Origin of the sequence: Sorangium sp. So ce117 (assembly GCF_051524395.1) — a bacterium.
In the GTDB taxonomy this organism is placed as follows: Bacteria; Myxococcota_A; Polyangia; order Polyangiales; family Polyangiaceae; genus Sorangium; species Sorangium cellulosum_B.
In genome coordinates this window covers 1,911,402-1,928,297 of sequence record NZ_CP150309.1, presented here as the reverse complement: position 1 = coordinate 1,928,297, position 16,896 = coordinate 1,911,402, and the positions used below count along the sequence as shown (strand labels likewise).

The following is a 16,896-nucleotide window of genomic DNA, read 5'->3' as shown; positions in this document are numbered from 1 at the left end:
TTAGAGGGCGGCGCGCCGCCAGCGGAGGAGGCGGGCCTCGATCGCCTCGAGCCCCTTGTCGAGCGCGAGCCCGACGATCCCCACGACGAGGATCGCCGCGAGCACCACGTCGAGCTGGAACAGCTGGCGGCCCCAGACGATCAGGAACCCGACACCCTCGGACGAGGCCAGGAGCTCGACCGTGACGAGCGACAACCACGCTTGCGTCAGGCCGTAACGGACGCCGACGGCGATGGACGGCACCGCGGCGGGGAGCACGACCTTCCGGAGCAGCTGAGCATGGCTGAAGCGGAAGACCCGGGCCACCTCGATGTACGATCTCGGCACGTTCTTGATGCCCTCGAACGTGTTGATCGCCACGGGGATGAGGCTCGCCTGCGCGATGAGGATCAGCTTCAGCGACTCGCCGATCCCCGCCACCATCATGACGAGCGGCAGCCACGCGAGCGCGGGGACCTGCGCGAGCGCCTTGAAGAGCGGGTGGACGTGCTCCTCGATCCGCCGTGAGAGCCCCATGGCGATGCCGAGCGCGAGGCCCGCCGCGCCGCCCGCGGCGAAGCCGCCGAGGACGCGACCGAGGCTGATGGCGATGTTCGTGTGCAGATCGCCCGAGCTCGCGAGCTCGGTCAGCGTCTGCACGACGAGCCCTGGCGCCGGCAGGATCTGCGCCGGGATCAGCTCGCGCTGCGAGGCGTAGCTCCACGCGAGGAGGAGCGCCGCCGGGAAGACGAGCCCCACGGCGACGTTGCCCACCTTCCGCGACAGGAGCCGGGAGGCGCCGCCCGCGGGCAGCGCCACGTCGGGCGCCGCGAGCTTGTAGCCGGCCTGGGTCTGGCTTTCTTGAATTCCCTGCTGCGTCATCTTGGTTGCCTTTCTCTCGTGGCGTTCCGCCCTGCGCTAGGCCCCTTCGCCGCGCGCTCTCCTCTCATGACCTCCCGGGGTGCTTGACCTTCCCGTTCACGTCGAACTCGGGCCAGTAGCCCTCGAGGTTCAGCTCCTTCAGCGCCGCGTTCAGGAACCGCAGATCGATCCAGGAGTCGACGTCGAACGTGTTCCTGATCAGGCCGAACCGCTTCGCGTCGGCGGCGGCCGCCTTGTAGCGGGAGATCAGGTATTCATCGAACAGGGGGCTCGCGCGCACCTTGAGCGAGTCGCCCGTCTGGTCCGCCTTGAAGTTCGAGTACGGCACCCCCGACTTGGACCAGAGCTGGTAGATCGGCGCCGGGTTGGCCTCGTTCTGCGCGATCCAGTGGGCGGCCTGCACCACGACCTTGACGACGCGCCTCGTGATGTCGGGATATTTGTTCGCGAAGTCCTCGGTGACGATCAGGTGGGCGTGCCGCAGGTAGGCCGGCGAGTCGTTCTTCGTCGAGTAGACGATCTTGGCGACCCCCTGATCCTGGAGCGTGAGCAGGTCGTATCCGCCGAAGGCGGCGTCGATGTCCCTCGTCGCCAGCGCCGCCTTCGCGGTCGCGCTGTCCATGTTGAGGATCCGGAGATCGCGCTCCGACAGCCCGCTGCCCGCGAGGATCTTGTTGACGGCGAGCTGCAGATTCGTGCCCTTGAAGAGGGCGACCTTCTTCCCCTTGAGGTCCGCGAGCGACGCGATCGACGAGTCCGACGGGACGGCGAGGTACGTATGCTGCCTCGTCGACACCCCCGCGAGGAGCTTCGTCTTGAGCCCCCCTGCCCTCCCGATGCTCGACGGCAGATCTCCCTGGAGCGCAAAGTCGAGCAGCCGGTTCGCGTACGCCTCGTTGACCGCGGGCCCGGCCCCCTTGAAGAAGGACCACTCGATCTTGATATTGTCCTTCTTGAACTCCTCCTCCAGGAGCCCCCGCGCGTGCACCACGCTCAAGCTGCTACCGCCGACGAACGGCCGGTTCCCGATCCCCGTCCCCGCAAATGCCACCCGGATAACGCTAGGCGCCTCCGCCCGCGCCACATGCGCCGATAACGTCAAAATCACCGCAACCAACATCTGCACCAAAACCAAAGCTCGTCTCATAAATCTCCTGTCTGCTTTCATTGCCACGCACCGCCCCCAGAGGGGGCTCTCCCGCACAGGAGACGGGTCCAGATCGACGTTTTCGGCGCGCAGGCGTACTCCGGTACGCCGAGCACCGAAAACGTCGAGATGGGCCCGTATCCGCAGCGGGTGAGCCCCCTCTAGAAGGCGCCTTGGAGTTGGGCTAGGACCTCGTGTTTGGCCCCCTCGGTGCTCGTGCGGTCGTCTCGGCGGTTGACGTTGAGCTGGAACTTCGTCGTCTCCGCGAAGAAGACGTTGAAGCCGAGCGTGTAGACGTCGACCCGGTTCTCTTGCACCTCGGTGCTGGGGTCGAAGAGGTCGACGCGGAGGAACGGCTGGTAGGTCTTCGGCCACCAGTCATCGTAGCGGCCCTGGTTGCGGTAGCCCCTCAGGAACTGCTCGCCCCAGTTGTAGAAGAAGGTCGCCACGTGCGACAGGCTGGTTTGCCTCGTCTTCCGGGGGTCCTCCGCCGTCGTCCCGAGCGTCACGTCGTCCTGGCCGTAGATGAACTCGTAGGTGACGCCGATCGGATAGTGGTTGTAGTAGATGTCGCCGCCGAAGCGGCGCTTGACGCCCTTGCCGGACAGCGTCTTCTTCTCGTCCTTGAGGAACGTGTTCTGCCAGCCGATGTACGCGCTCCCGCCGAGCGTGATCTGGCGGAGGATGGAGTTGTAGTCGGACGGCACGGTGAACGCGAGGCGGCCGATGATGTCCTTCTCGCTGTTGTCGTCGGGCGTGTTCGGCCCGCTCCCGTTGACGATGCCGATCGCGTAGGCGAGGAGGGGCGCCCGGTAGTTGTAGCCGTAGTCCACCTGCGGCAGCACGTCGCCGCGGACGATGAGCCCGATGTCGCGCCGGTTCAGCCCGAGCTTCGTCGTGAACTGCGCGTTGGTGATCACCGGCTTCAGCTCCTCGCTCGCGGGGACCTCCAGCCCGAAGGGCAGGAGCTGCTGGCCCAGGGTGACCTGCAGGACCCAGTCCTCGGGGGCGAGGGTGGGGAGCACGGAGTACGCCAGCTGGGCGTCCAGCAGGTTGAGGAAGCTGTTGTTGCTCGCCTGCTGGGGCGAGGCGCCGAAGCGCACCGAGTAGGTCAGGTTGCGGCCTTCCTCGTAGTCCTTGTAGAGGATGCCATTGAACGTGAGGGTCGCGGCGCCCGTGTCGAACGTCACCTTGCGATCGTTCGAGGTCGCCGTGTTCACCGGCTGCTCCGTCCATCCGATGCGCGCCTGGATGACGCCGCCGACGAGGAGGGAGCGGGTCGAGAGGGCGGTGTGGAGATCGCGCTCTCGCTGCCACTGGAACTTGAAGTTCTCGAGGTCGGTGACGAGCCCTTGCAGGTCGTCCCGCGTGACGGCGTTGGGATCCGGCTCGACGAAGGCCTCCGCCGTCGCGTCGCCCGCGGGCGGGGCGCCGGGGTCCGGCGCGCCGGGGGTGGCGCCGGGAGCACCCGGGGCGGCGGCCGCCGCGCCCGGCGCGGTGGGGGCTGCGCCAGCGGGCGCAGGAGCCGCGCCAGTAGGCGCAGGGGCCGCACCAGCGGGCGCCGCGCCGGCAGGCGTACGCGCCGCGCCAGCGGGCACAGGAGCCGCGCCGGCAGGCGCAGGGCCCGCGGGAGGCGCGGCGGCAGGCGTACGCGCCGCGCCAGCGGGCGCAGGGGCCGCGCCGGCAGGCGCAGGCGCGGGACGCTCGCCCTGGGTCCTGCCGGGCGGGTTCTGCGCGCTCGCCTGCGTCGCGCAAAGGACGAGGCTCGTCGCGAGGATCGATGAAATGGGGGTTCTTGAGCGGTCGAGCAAACGCATGAATGGATCCAGAGGGGTTCGTTGATTCACAGTTACGCTCGGGCGGGGCCGCTTCCGTCGCCCCGCCCGATGCTCCACGTCAGGCCGCCTTGCTCTTCCGCAGCTTCTGCTCGACCGCGGTCCCGGCGAAGAAGCCGGGGTTCTTGCCGGCAAAGAAGTTGTAGGGGTGGGTGAACACGAGATCGCGGAAGTTCGCCTCCGTGAGCGCCCCGCGCTCGACGAGGCTCCAGGTGTCCGCGAGGACCTCGGTCAGATCCGGCACGTCCCAGTGGCCGCTGTCCGACGCCCAGAAGGCGTTGAGCTGCACGCCGAGCGGGTTGACCTTCGTGTTGAACGCGTACGCGATCGTCGGGTCGTCCGCCTCCGAGCCGAAGTAGAAGTTCGGCACGTACCTGTCGCGGATGTCCTCGATCCGCTCGATACCCGCCAACGCGAAGTCGTCGAGCGCGCCCGGGTCCTGCGGCTGCCTCCGCGAGTTGTTCGAGACGCCGAGGGCCCCGCCGAGGACAGCGTGGATGTCGCCGAGCCGCGCCCCGACCTCCTCGCCGCCGTACTGCTGGTAGAGCGCGTACAGCAGCTTCGCGTCGATCAGATCAGGGTTGTAGTTCTGGACCGCCCTGCCATTGCGCTTCTCCCAGTGCCCCACCAGATCCGCGAACAGCGTCGCGCCCCACGCCGCCCCTCCCTCGAGGAAGCCGACGCGGAGATCGGGGAACCGGCGGGTCACGCCGCTGAAGAAGAGCGACTTCGCGAGCGCCTCGGAGGCGGAGGCGAAGTGGCCGATGTGGTTGTACATGTAGCTCGAGACCGAGCTGCGGCTGGTCCACCCCATCCCGGCCGAGTGGGTGGTCAGCACCGTCCTGAGCTCGACCGCCTTGGCCCAGAACGGGTCGTAGTTGTGCTCGCTGTCCACGCCGAACGTGTCGAGCCAGTTCGCGTGCCGCGCGACGTCCGGGTGGTGCCGCGACGGGTACTTCTCGGCCACCGACCGGATCGGCCGCCGGAGGTTGCCCGGGATGAGCGCGACCTTGAGGCCGAGCTCGCGCACGGCGAACTCGAGCTCTTCGACGCCCTCCTCCGGCGTGTGCAGCGGGATGGCCGCGACAGGCGTGAGGCGGTCGGCGTACGGCCGGTACACGTCGGCGTGATAGGCGTTGACCGCGCGGATGAGCACCCGGCGCAGGTCCTCCTTGCCGACGTGGGTGGCGAACGTGGAGACGTTCGGGAAGAGAACCGCGTAGTCCGTCCCCGACTCGCCGAGCCGCTCGTGAAGCAGCCTGGGCAGCGACACCGTGGCGAGATCGAGGGTGTTCTTCGTCGGCAGCGCCCACCACGGCGGGCGGACCGAGCGCTGCGCCGCGCGCTGCTCGGGCGTGAGCTCGTACCACTCGTTGCTCAGGTAGCCGAAGCCCCGGTTGATCGCGTCACGGAACTCGTCGACGGACTTCGCGCCGCCGTACTTCGCGATGTAATCCTCGAGGATCGGCGCGAACTCGATCGTGTGCAGATCGGTGTCGATCACCGGGTAATCGAGCTTGTCGCGCACCACCCGCGAGCGAGAGGTCTTCTTGCCGTCTTTCAGCGAGAGGTGAGAGGATGAGACGCTCATGACGATGACTCCATGGCGCGATCGCGCGGTCGCGCGGCGGCCATCGGCGCCGGGCAGCCGCGCCCAGGGCGCACGAGGCCGCGCGCCGACCAGGCGCCCGCTCCTGTGCTGAGAATGTGAGAGGCCTTCGAGCTAGAGCGCCGCGAGCGCGGCGCCCCTACAGCGCGTGGCGGTCCATCGCTCGACGTCGGCGCCGATCCGGCGGGGCGTGAGCCGCTGCGAGCGCCGGGGGGACGCCGCGGAGCGCGCCCACGCGCCGAGCGCAGAGCGCGTCGCGACCCGACGCCACACGACGGCCGGCGCGCCCGGGAGGGCGTTCGTCAGGGTCGTGATCGCGAGGGTGGATGAGACCGCGGGGAGCGCGATCACTGGATCTTTCATGGCTTTCTTCAGGTCGACTATCGCCCTGACGCATTGCACTGCGCGGACCAAGCCTTCACCGCGGCCAGCAGGGCAGGTCGGGCGGAAGCACCATTGATGCGCTCGGCCTTGTGACCGCGCCCGCTCGCTCCAGCGCGCCGTCCCGGGGGAGAGTTCAGAGAGGGCTCGAACGCCCCGACGCCTCCCGGCGACGAAGGAAACTCAGCCGCACGCGGCGCACGCCGCGCACTCTGTCAGGAAAGCAGCTCGACGCTCGTTGCGCCGCTGCAGGTTGCGTTCTGCGTTCTGCATGCGGCGTACCAGGCTTATGTCCGCTTCAAAAGACACGGATCCGTTATACCGGATGAGCCCTTGCTGCTGGAGCAGCAGACGCGTGCTGCGGTGGTGCTGCTCCAGCAGCAGCCCCCGGGCAAGGCGCGTCAAGGCTTGGACGGCGACGCGGGCGCCAGGCTCATCCCGGTCGCGAACGAGATCGCGCTCTGCAGGTCGCGGCGGGTCACGACGCCGGCGAGATCGATGTCGAGGCTGACGATGGCGTGGGACACCTCCGGCCGGATGCCCGTCAGGACGACCTGCGCCCCGAGCAGCCGGACCGCCCTCGCCACCTGCAGGAGGGCGCTCGCCGAGGCCGCGTCGATGTGCGGCACGCCGGTGACGTCGATGATCGCCACCCGCGCCTGCCGCTCGACCACCTTGCTCAGCAGGTTCTCCATCATCTGCTGCGCCCGCGCCGCGTCCAGCACGCCCACGAGCGGCAGTACGAGGACGCCCTGGCTGATGGGCACGATGGGCGTCGACAGCTCCAGGAGCGTCTTCGCCTGCAACCGGAGCGTATCCTCGAGCCGCTTCCGGTCGGTGATCACCTCCGTGAACAGCATGATCCCGCCGATCTCGCCGGTCGACTTGTACCAGGGAAAGATCTTCCAGCGCACCCAGTCGACGCTCCCGTCGGCCCGCGGGAAGGGCTCTTCATCATTCGATTCCGTGGCCCCTGCGATGCAGCGCCGGTGGATCTCCCTCCAGTGCTCGGGGATTTCGGGGAAGAGATCGTAATGACATCGGCCGATGATGTCCTTCTCCTTCATGCCGAAATCTTCCCGCCAGCGGTGACTGGCCAGGATGTAGCGCATGTCCTTGTCGAACATGGCCACAGCAGCCGGGCTGTAGGTGACAAAGACGCGCGCATGCTCTTCGCTCTGGCGCAGCTCCGCCTGGAGGCGATCTCGCGCCTCCTCGGCCTCCTCCAGCTCCCGGATGCGCTGCTTCAGCTGCTGGTTCTCCGCAACGACAGCCATGTAATTCGCGTCACCGTTCATCCGTACCCTCGGTTCCGTCCTGGCCTGTATATCAAAGAAGCGCGGTGCATGGCGCTCGGGCGCAACGCGTGCGCTACCGAGGAGCGGGACAAGGTCGCAGCGTGCGCCTCGGCTGGGCAGCACCGAGGTGGGCCGCGATCCTTGCCGGGGGTCCGCGCCCCATGCCTTCAGCGTGACGTCACGCCGAGCCGCGCAGGACGTCGAGCGCCCGGGCTTCCTGTCGCATCTCGCGCAGGAGGGCGGCGGCGACGACGCCGGGGTGCGTTCGCTCCGGCGCGGCCCCGAACGCGGCGAGGACCTCCGCGAGCGGGCGGGACGCGTCGTCTTCAGGAGGCGGCCCGCCGAGGCGCGCTGCCACGAAGAAGAAGCTCGCGGCGTAGAAGGCGAGGGCGACGGCGCGCGCAAGGCCCGCCCGCGCGCGCTCGCCGTCGTTCGCTGGCCTCCCCAGGTACGCCTCGAGCAGGGCCTCGCGCTGCTCGGGCCGCGGGCACGCAAAGACACCGAGCTGCGCGAGATCGATGAACGGATCTCCCGCGCCCGCGTGGGTCCAGTCGACGAAGTACACGCGCTCGGCCGTCACGAGCACGTTGTTCGGGTTGAGGTCGCGATGACACGCGGCGGCGTGCGCGTGCGGCGCGCTCACACGCTCGAGCTCGACGACCGTGCGCACGAGCTCGGCTGGCAGGCCCGCTCCTGCGAGCGCCGCGCACTGCGCGTCGAGGGAGCGCAGGAAGTCCATGCGCGACGGGCTGCGCGGGAACGGCGGACCGTCGTGGAGCCGCCGCAACGCCGCGGCGACCCGCTCGATCTGCGCCGGATCGCGCGTCGGGCGGAGCGGCGTCCCCGCGATGCGGTCCATGATCGTCACGCCCGTCCGCGCGTCCGCGTGGTGCAGGCGCGGCGCGACGCCGCGCTCGGACGCGATGCGCATGCACGCGCTCTCGCGCGCGGCGCGCTCCAGATCGCTCGGATCGGGCGCGAAGCGCTTCGCGACGTACGGCGCGCCGTCGACGACGAACGCGATCAGCGCGGCGCCGGAGAACCCGCCGGAGAGCGAGGTCACGTCCTGGACCGGGCGCCCCGGGAACGTTGCCTCGAGCGCGGCGGTGAGGTCCGGGTGCAGCTCCGGGGCGCTCATGCCCACCCCCGCATCGAGGCGAGCCGCTTTGCGTAGAGGCGGCTCCGCGCGGCGACATCGGCAGGCCGTGCCCAGTCCCACCCGATCGCCTGCCAGTCCGGGTCGTCGGGATCGAGCCCGAGCGACGCGACGAACGCGCGATCGGCGACGAAGAAGTGGTGTTTGTACGCGAGGAGATAGCCGCGCGGCGCCTCCGGCAGCGCCTCGACGTGGGCGCGCGCCTCCTCGTGGGTCGCGAACCAGTGGTGCAGCACGCCGCCATCCCGGCCGTAGAGCAGCGTCCCTAGCTCGGGCGCGCCGGGCTCTCCCGCGAGGGCGAGGCGCGCGCGCTCCCAGCTGGAGAAGCCGCACTCGCGCGCGACAACCGCGAGGCAGTGCTTCCGGCGGATGCCAGCAGCGGCCGCGGCGAGCGCGGCCTCGTCGGCGCGCCCGAGCTCGGGCAGCGCGCGCAGGCGCAAGAGCGCCCTGGCGTCGTTCGACGCGAGCTGCTTGTGCAGCAGCTCAGCGCGGGTCTTCAGCTCGCGAACGGGATCCATCATGGACGTCTCCTCTCGAATCGGCCGCTACCCGCTCCCTCGGCCTGAGGATGTCGACGTGGTCATGACGGTGCGAGGTGACTCGCGGTCGTCGCGTCGCAGGGTGAAAGGCTTCTTTCCGGCGGGGAGGGCGCCCCTGCGCACCCTGGCCAGACGCTAGCGCTTCGCGTCGGGCCGCGCCAGGCCGAACCCGGGAGCGCGCGGGCGCAGAACGCGCGAACGGGCGCCGGTGCTCCGCCTTCTCCACCTCTTCCGAGCCGAAGGTGTGAGTGCACCCTCGCGGCCTCACGCGGGCCCGCACCAGGACGCCAGCGCGCTCCTCAGATCGGCGAGGCGCGTCGCACGTCGGGCAGCGTCGCTCGCCCACGCGACGTGCCCGTCCGGCCTCACCAGGACCGCGTCGAGGGCGGCGAGATCGCTCTCGGGGGCGGCCGTCGCGCGGACGACGTCGACGCGATCGCCCCACGCCGCGCCTGCCTCCCGGAGATCGACCGCGCCGGCGAGGTCGAGCAGGACGAACCGGGCCGCGTGGAGCAGCTCGTACAGCCGCGAAGCGCCGGAGTCCGTCACGAGCGCGCGATCGGGCGCTCGCCTGCCGACCCAGGGGTGCGCCTCCGCTGCCCCGCCGGTCGGATACGCGACGTCGAGCGCGCTGATCATCTCGGAGATCCGCTGATTGACGGGATCCATGGCGAGCAGATCGCTCATCATCTGGCGGAGCGCCATTCCCGCTTCCGAGAAGTCGCCGAGCTTGGTCTGAATCTCCGTGTTGCGCCCCAGGGCCACGCCCACGGGGTGACGCTCGGCATGATAGCTGTCCAGGAGGTGGGGCGGCGCCCAGCCGTTCACCTCGGCCGCGAGCTTCCAGCCGAGGTTCATCGCGTCTTGCAGCCCGACGTTGAGCCCTTGGCCGCCGGCGGGAAAGTGGATGTGCGCCGCGTCGCCCGCGAGGAGGACCCGCCCGCGCCGGTACCGCTCGGCGACCCGCGTCGCATTGCCAAAGCGCGACAGCCACCGTGGATTGCGCATCCGGAAGTCCCTTCCGACGATCCGCGCGACGCCGCTCTGCAGCTCCTCGAGCGTGACCGGCTCGGACGTGCTCACGTGCGCCCGTTGCGGATCGAACACGACGAAGCGATAGACGCCCTCGTGATCGCCGGGCGGAAGCGGGGCCGCCAGCACGGAGCCGCGCGAGCCCGTGTGCCTGAACGGCCTGGCCGGAGGCTCGTCGAGCTCCACGTCGCCCAGGATGGCCGTCACCGTCGTCTCCGTGCCCGGAAACCCGACGCCGATCGACCGTCGTACGACGCTCCTCGCCCCGTCGCACCCCACCACGTAACGCGCGCGCTCCTCGGCCTGCCCCGCGGGGCCTTCGACCCGCAGCGCGACCTCGCCTTCCCTCTCCGCGACCTCGACGACCGAGCGACCGCGCTGGATCTCGACGCCCAGCTCGCGGGCCCGCTCCTCCAGGAGCGCCTCTGTCTGGGCCTGGGCCAGCCACAGCGTGTACGGGTGCCGCGTGTCGAGGCGCGAGAAATCGAGCGGCGTGTCGAGCCACGCGAAATGCCCTGCCGGCACCGGCACGCCCCGGCGCTGGAAGCGATCCACGATCCCGCGCTGATCGAGGATCTCCAGCGTCCTCGGGTGCACCGTGAGCGCGCGCGATTGCTCGGTGCGCGTCCGCCGCTGCTCCAGCACACGGACCCGGACCTTCGCGAGCGCGAGCTCCGAGGCCAGCAACATCCCTACCGGGCCACCGCCAACCACCACAACATCATTTTTCAATAACATCGAAACCTCCACACCCCAAACTCTAACAACGTTAGAGTAAATTGAACGGTGTTAGAGTCAAGGCCGTGCTTCGATTTCCGGGCGCGGACGAGGGGAGGGCCGGCGATGCGGCTACGACGTGAGCAGGTCGTCGCGACGGCGCTGCGTCTCCTGAACGACGTCGGGCTCGACGCGCTGACGATGCGCCGGCTCGGGCAGGAGCTGGATGTCCAGGCGGCGACGCTCTACTGGCACATCAAGAACAAGGAGGAGCTGCTCGACGCGATGGCGGAGGCCATGCTGGCGGGCTGCGCGGACAGCGTGCCGGCGGCGCTCTCGGGGCTGGAGCTCGCGGCGGACATGGCCGAGCGGCTCCGCAGGGCGCTCCTGGCGCACCGCGATGGGGCGCGGGTGTTCGCGGGGACCTACGTCGCGCAGGACAACACGCTGCGGGTCTCGGAGGTGCTGCTCGGCGCGCTGAGCGACGCCGGTCTCTCCCCGCGTGCCGCGGCGTGGGGCTGCTGGTCGATCGTGTACTACGTGATCGGCTGCACCCTCGAGGAGCAGGCCCTGGTGGTCCGCCCGGGAGCGGACCCTGGCAAGGCCGATCCAGCGCTCTTCCGCGAGGCGGTGGAGCGAGGAGCTTACCCGCACCTCGCGGCGGCGCTCCCGCACCTCCTGAGCACCGACACGGACGCGCGGTTCCGGTATGGACTGGCGTTGATCCTCAAGGGGCTTGAAGCGGAGCTCGAAGGGGCGCCGCGACCGAGGGAGTCCAGGAGCCCGCACGCCGGAGCCAAGAAGCGGGCGCCCCGCCGGAGCGGCTGACCGCCGCCCGCGCGGATGACCGGGCCGCTCGGGCCGATGGTCGTTCCCGACCTGGGCCGCGCCGCAGCCGCTGCTGTGCGGCGGCTGCGCCTACCTGGGTCGAATCGCTGCGATCACGGGCCACGCGCGCGGAGAACCATCCTCCCGCCGAGCTCACGACGTGCGGAGCGGCTCCGCGAGCCAGCGCACCAGCGCGTCGGCCTCCAGATCGAGCAAGGCATCCTCGACCTCGCCCGGACCGATGGCGCGGGCTCGCTCGATGATCGAGCGCTCTTCTTCGGCCGTCGGTCGCCGCCCGAGCCGCCGGGCGAAGAGCCGACCGAGCAGCTCCGCGATCGCCTGCTGCTTGCCTCGCTCCTCGCCGCGCTCCTCGCCGCGTCGCTCCCCCCGCTCCTCACCGCGTCTCTCCCCGCGCTCCTCGCCGCGTCTCTCCCCGCGTCGCTCGGCCTCGATGATCATCTCCCCGATGATCGGCGTTCGCCGGAGCAGCCCCTCTTCCTTGTCCTCCACCATCATGACGAGTTCCTTCAGCAGATTATGCCCCCAGGGATCGATGGTCGCCATCACCAGGAGCGCCGTGTACAGCTCGGCCCGCTCCTCGGCGGTGGCCGCCCCCGCATGGATCTCCGCGACGATCTGCCTCAGCGCCCCCGGGGTCGCGTTCCGGGCGTCGGAAGCGGAACTGGACAGGCCGCTTCCCCCGCCTGCCGCTCGCCGCGCTCCTGTCCTCGTCGTTCCCTCCGCTCCTGCCCGCGTTGCTCTCCCGCACGCGATGTCAGGATCGATGCCCCGGGCCCGAGGCCGGTGGCAGAATCATCTCCGGCGGCCGGTCGCATGGCCGTCCAGGAGGGGCTCGATGCGAACGTTGATCACGACGAACCTCGTGCTCGCCGCGCTCTCGGCGGGCTGCGCGGCGGAGCAGGCGGGAGCGCGGGGCAACACCCCTGGAGGCGCGGGCGCGCGCGACATCCGCCTGCCCGACAGCGCGCGGCTCGTCGACCTGACCTATCCCTTCGACGACAAGACCATTTACTGGCCCACGGCGACGACAGGCTTCACCCACGGTACGGTGCACCACGGCAAGACCGAGGGCGGCTACTTCTACTCGGCGTACACGCTCTGCGCGCCTGAGCATGGCGGCACGCACCTCGACGCGCCCATCCACTTCGCCGAGGGCAAATCGACTGCAGACGCCGTGCCCCTCTCCCGCCTCGTGGGCTCCGCGGTGGTGGTGGACGTATCGGCCGCCGCGGCCAGGGACAGCGACTACCTCGTGACCCTGGCGGACATCGAGGCGTTCGAGCGGGCGCACGGCGCCATCGAGCCGCTCACCATCGTGATGATCCGGACGGGCTGGGGCGCGCGCTGGCCTGACAAGAAGCGTTACCTCGGCGACGATCGGCCTGGCCACGCCGAGGCGCTGCATTTTCCGGGTATCGGCGAGGACGCCGCGCGGGCGCTCATCGAGCGGAACGTGGGGGCGGTGGGCATCGACACGGCGAGCATCGACCACGGCCCATCGAGGGACTTCATGGCCCATCGGGCGCTGCTCGGGGCGGATATCCCGGCGTTCGAGAACGTCGCCTCGCTCGAGTCGCTGCCCCCGCGAGGCGCGCTCGTCATCGCGCTCCCGATGAAGATTCGCGCCGGCTCCGGCGGGCCGCTGCGCATCGTGGCCGTGCTGCCGCGCTGACCGCCGGAGCCGCGCCGGCGCCCGGCCCGCGCTGCCGCGCGGGGAAGCAAGCCCGCGAGCGCCCGGACGCTAGACGTTGATCTTGTAGTTCAGCTTGACCTCGTCGCCGTGCATCCCGCGAAACCCCCAGTCGTGGGCGGGCGACTCCGAGATACAGATCTCGATGTCCTGGTGGTCGATCCCGACCTCGTCCCGGATCTTGTCGAACAGGAGCCGCACGAGCTTCTTCTTCGTCTCCACGCTGCGCCCGGTGATCATCGAGATCTCGATGATCGTATAGGCGTCGGTGCGCCCGCCCGGCGCCAGCATGTCCTCGCGCTCCATCGGGAAGAAGCGATGCGCCCGCTTGTCCTGCGGCATCTGCAGCGCCTCCATGACGCAGGCGTGGATCACCCTGGACAGCGCCTCCTTCACCGGATTGAGCTTCTCCTTGATTCCGTAGATCTTCACCTGAGCCATGGGGAGTTCTCCTGGAACAACGTCGATTCGCTTCAGTCGTCCGCGTCCTCGCCCTTCGGCCCGGGCTGCCCCGCGGCGGCCTCCTCGCCATCGTCCTCGGGGAGCCCCGCGTCCGCAGCGCCCGGCGCCTCCGCCGCGAGCGCCATCCGCTCGGCGAGGGGCCGCTCGGGCAGCGTGAGCAGCGGGCCGTCGCCGAGCTCGCCGATCATGTTGAGGTACGCGTTCATCGCGTGGCACACCGAGTCGGTGCGCACATAACGATCGCTGACGCTCCAGAACACCCCGCCCGCGGCCGCCTGCGGGTTCTTCACCACGAACGAGCTCTCCGGACCGTAGGTGTACTGCAAGAGCAACCGGATCGCGGCGACCACCGCGTCCTTGTACCGATCGCAGCCCTCCGTGCCCTTCTTCCGGCAATGGTGGTACACCTCCGACATCACCTCGGCGAGCCAGCCGCTCCCGCTGCTCGACAGCGACCGCTGCCAGCGGCCGTAGCGGTAGGCGTCCTCGGGCCTGCGCCACTGCCGCTTCACGAGGTCGTCGGCGCAGCGGAAGACGGTCTGCTCGGCGCGCTGGCCGCCGCCGGCCTTCGCGAAGTCGAGCAGCGACTGGACCGCCCACGAGCTCGAGATCGGGTTGGGCTTCCTGTAATCGTCGCCGAGGAAACACCCCTTCTCCGCGATCCTGGCGAGCAGGTAGTCCGCGGTCCGGGCGGCGGCGTCGAGGTACTTCTTGTTGTTCGTGGCCCGGTAGGTGCGCGACAGCGCGGAGAGGACCTGCCCCGTGTAGAGCGTCGAGTCCTTTCCCTGGACCTTCCACGCCCCGCCCTCCTGCCCGGTCAGGGCCGAGCGCACGCTGCCGTCCGGCCGCTGCATCGAGATCAGCCACTCGGCCGCGAGCACGGCGGACTCGAGGTACCTCTTGTCCTTCGTGACGCCGTGGAGCTCGAGGAGCGTGAAGATCGACTTCGACGCCGTGCCGACGACCAGCCGGCGCTCGGGCCGCTCGCGCTCCAGGTCGAACGCATAGAAGAAGCCGCCGGCGGTGCGATCGCGCGCCTCGCGGCTCTGCATGCCCATCATGAAGCCGGCGGCCTCCGTCGCCTGCCGCAGCAGGCGCTCGTCGGGCTCGTAGGCGTGCAGCTTCAGCAGCGTCAGCGCCGTGGACGCGGTGTAGATCGTGTGCAGCTCGCGCTCGAACCGGTCCGCGGGGGCGTGGTAGTACTTGTGAACCCCCTTGTGCCGCGGCTCGATGACGCGCAAGAGATAGCCTTTGCCCTCCTCGATGCGCCGCGCGAGGAGGGGCTTGTCGAGGACGCGCACCGGCACGAGCCCCTCGACGAGCTCGACGCCCTTCCCCGGGCGCTCGACGCTCTCCACCATCGACTCGTGATGATCCGGAAGCTCCACGACCAGCCGCGCGCCCGCGAGCGCGCTCGTCATCGCCGCCGCGCCGCCCGCCGCGGCCACGGCCCTGCGCGTAGCGTCCTTCAGCGCGACGCAGAGCCCCGCGTCCGACGCCTCCCCGCGGGCGATCTGCTTCCCCTCCTGAAAGCCCATCACGACAGCGCGGAAGGGGCGTTTGGACGAGAGGGCGAGATCACACGTCACCTTGTCACCGCCCGCTATCACCTGGCGGACGAAGGCGATGGCGCGATCGCGGAAGGTGCCATTGTCGAGCTCGGCGCCCGCGCCGTCGCCCTCCGAGGCCTGGATCGCCGGATCGGGCACCCGGGGTAGGTTCGCCGCGATCTGGGCCGCGAAGCGATCGTCGCCGGCGGGCAGGGCGCGCGGTCGACGTTCCGCACCTTCCGCGCCTTCCGCCGCGCTGGCCGTCGCGGAAGCCGCGGCGGCGGGCTTCCCGGCCGCAGGGTCCTCGCTCGGCTTGCAGCCGTCACAACCGCTCGTGACCCCACACGACAGAGCGGCGAAGGCCGCCAGGGTTGCGATGGAGAGCGCGCGAGCAGACGGCATGAACAAGGACCCCGGAAGCAGCGATTTCGACGCGTATCAAGAACCCAGAGGCCCCGCAAGGCCGAACGGGGTAACCGCGCGCCTCGCGCTCGCCCGCACGCGCCCCTCGCGATTCGCCCGCACGCGCCCCTCGCTGTTCGCTTGCGCGCGCCCCTCGCTGTTCGCGGGCGTGCGCCCCGCGCTATTCTGCCGGCATGGGACCCGCGCAGATCAAGGGCAAGAACGTGGACATCAAGCTGTGGACCCGGCCGGACGAGGTCGAGGAGATCGCGCTGGAGCAGCTGCGGAACATCAGCGCCCTGCCCTGGGTGTTCCACCACGTCGCCGCCATGCCCGACGTCCACTTCGGCAAGGGCGCGACCGTCGGCTCGGTCATCGCGATGCGGGACGCTGTCGCGCCGGCCGCCGTCGGCGTCGACATCGGCTGCGGGATGGGCGCGCTCCGCACGAACCTCACCGCGGCCGATCTGCCCGACGACCTCCGGCGGATCCGCAGCGACCTCGAGCGGGCGATCCCCGTCGGGTTCGCCTCCCACGACGCCCCGCCGGCGGGGTTCGAGCGCCTCGCGCTCTGGGACGAGTTCGCGAGCCTGAGCCCGAAGGTCCAGGGGCTGTTCACGCGGGCGCGCTGTCAGCTCGGCACGCTGGGGGGCGGCAACCACTTCATCGAGCTCTGCCTCGACACGGACGGCGGCGTGTGGCTGATGCTCCACTCCGGCTCTCGCAACATCGGCAAGGAGCTCGCCGAGATCCACATCGCCACGGCGAAGAAGCTCGCCCACAACCGCGACCTGCCCGATCGCGATCTCGCGGTGTTCCTCGCCGGCACCCCGGAGATGAAGGCTTACCGGCACGACCTCTTCTGGGCGCAGCGGTACGCGCGGACGAACCGCGAGGCCATGTTCCACCTCGCCGAGGGCGTGCTCCGCCGGCACTTCCCCGAGCTCGCGATCCAGGAAGCCATCACTTGCCATCACAACTACGTCGCAGAAGAGTGTCATTTCGGTGAAGACGTGCTGGTCACGCGCAAGGGCGCGATCCGAGCGGGCAAGGGCGAGCTTGGCATCATCCCCGGCTCGATGGGCACGCGCTCGTACATCGTGCGCGGCCTCGGCAACCCCGAGGCGTTCGAGAGCGCCTCGCATGGCGCGGGGCGCAAGATGAGCCGCGGCGAGGCGAAGCGGCGCTTCACGGTCAACGACCTGGCCGCGCAGACGGCCGGGGTCGAGTGCCGCAAGGATGGCGGCGTCCTCGACGAGATCCCCTCCGCCTACAAGCCGATCGAGCGCGTCATGGAAGACCAGCGCGATCTCGTGGAGGTCGTCGCCGAGCTGCGGCAGGTCCTCTGCGTGAAGGGGTGAGCGGCCG

Annotated in this window: 13 protein-coding genes and 1 pseudogene; 3 read left to right on the top strand and 11 right to left on the bottom strand. The window is 70.1% G+C overall.

Annotated elements, in window-relative coordinates:
* From WMF46_RS07260 to WMF46_RS07225, 8 genes are all read right to left on the bottom strand, one after another.
* Positions 1–861 (bottom strand): ABC transporter permease, encoded by an 861-nt coding sequence (locus WMF46_RS07260; protein WP_437550503.1) that lies wholly within the window; start codon positions 859–861, stop codon positions 1–3.
* Between the two features lie 64 nt (positions 862–925).
* On the bottom strand, positions 926–2,008 hold the full coding sequence (locus WMF46_RS07255) for an ABC transporter substrate-binding protein (RefSeq protein WP_437984938.1): 1,083 nt from the start codon (positions 2,006–2,008) through the stop codon (positions 926–928).
* Positions 2,009–2,169: 161 nt separating this feature from the next.
* The gene (locus WMF46_RS07250; protein ID WP_437984937.1) at positions 2,170–3,825 is read right to left on the bottom strand and encodes a hypothetical protein; all 1,656 of its coding nucleotides are present in this window, start codon (positions 3,823–3,825) and stop codon (positions 2,170–2,172) included.
* A 79-nt stretch (positions 3,826–3,904) separates the two neighbouring features.
* The gene (locus WMF46_RS07245; RefSeq protein WP_437550497.1) at positions 3,905–5,434 is read right to left on the bottom strand and encodes an amidohydrolase family protein; all 1,530 of its coding nucleotides are present in this window, start codon (positions 5,432–5,434) and stop codon (positions 3,905–3,907) included.
* Positions 5,435–6,234: 800 nt separating this feature from the next.
* Positions 6,235–7,110 (bottom strand): STAS domain-containing protein, encoded by an 876-nt coding sequence (locus tag WMF46_RS07240; protein ID WP_437984936.1) that lies wholly within the window; start codon positions 7,108–7,110, stop codon positions 6,235–6,237.
* Positions 7,111–7,309: 199 nt separating this feature from the next.
* Positions 7,310–8,269 carry a phosphotransferase gene (locus WMF46_RS07235; protein ID WP_437984935.1) on the bottom strand — a complete coding sequence of 320 codons (960 nt, stop codon included), beginning with the start codon at positions 8,267–8,269 and terminating at the stop codon, positions 7,310–7,312.
* Positions 8,266–8,808, bottom strand: a complete 543-nt coding sequence (locus WMF46_RS07230) for a hypothetical protein (protein ID WP_437984934.1) — start codon at positions 8,806–8,808, stop codon at positions 8,266–8,268. Before WMF46_RS07230 ends, WMF46_RS07235 begins: the two co-directional genes overlap by 4 nt.
* A gap of 282 nt (positions 8,809–9,090) precedes the next feature.
* Complete coding sequence (locus WMF46_RS07225) at positions 9,091–10,572, bottom strand: FAD-dependent monooxygenase (protein ID WP_437984933.1); 1,482 nt, start codon at positions 10,570–10,572, stop codon at positions 9,091–9,093.
* A gap of 129 nt (positions 10,573–10,701) precedes the next feature.
* Here WMF46_RS07225 and WMF46_RS07220 point away from each other — a divergent pair, with 129 nt between their 5' ends.
* Positions 10,702–11,403 carry a TetR/AcrR family transcriptional regulator C-terminal domain-containing protein gene (locus WMF46_RS07220; RefSeq protein WP_437984932.1) on the top strand — a complete coding sequence of 234 codons (702 nt, stop codon included), beginning with the start codon at positions 10,702–10,704 and terminating at the stop codon, positions 11,401–11,403.
* Between the two features lie 153 nt (positions 11,404–11,556).
* Here the strand turns inward: WMF46_RS07220 and WMF46_RS07215 are convergent.
* A pseudogene (locus WMF46_RS07215) lies at positions 11,557–12,072 on the bottom strand (hypothetical protein); the annotation flags it as partial.
* A 187-nt stretch (positions 12,073–12,259) separates the two neighbouring features.
* On the opposite strand from WMF46_RS07215, the gene WMF46_RS07210 reads away from it, so the two are divergent.
* Positions 12,260–13,096, top strand: a complete 837-nt coding sequence (locus WMF46_RS07210; protein ID WP_437984931.1) for a cyclase family protein — start codon at positions 12,260–12,262, stop codon at positions 13,094–13,096.
* Between the two features lie 69 nt (positions 13,097–13,165).
* On the opposite strand, the gene WMF46_RS07205 is transcribed toward WMF46_RS07210, so the two are convergent.
* Entirely contained in the window at positions 13,166–13,555 is a 390-nt protein-coding gene (locus tag WMF46_RS07205) for a tautomerase family protein (protein ID WP_437984930.1), read from the bottom strand.
* Positions 13,556–13,587: 32 nt separating this feature from the next.
* Entirely contained in the window at positions 13,588–15,528 is a 1,941-nt protein-coding gene (locus WMF46_RS07200; protein WP_437984929.1) for a D-glucuronyl C5-epimerase family protein, read from the bottom strand.
* Between the two features lie 194 nt (positions 15,529–15,722).
* On the opposite strand from WMF46_RS07200, the gene WMF46_RS07195 reads away from it, so the two are divergent.
* Complete coding sequence (locus WMF46_RS07195) at positions 15,723–16,889, top strand: RtcB family protein (RefSeq protein ID WP_437984928.1); 1,167 nt, start codon at positions 15,723–15,725, stop codon at positions 16,887–16,889.
* Positions 16,890–16,896 lie beyond the last annotated feature (7 nt).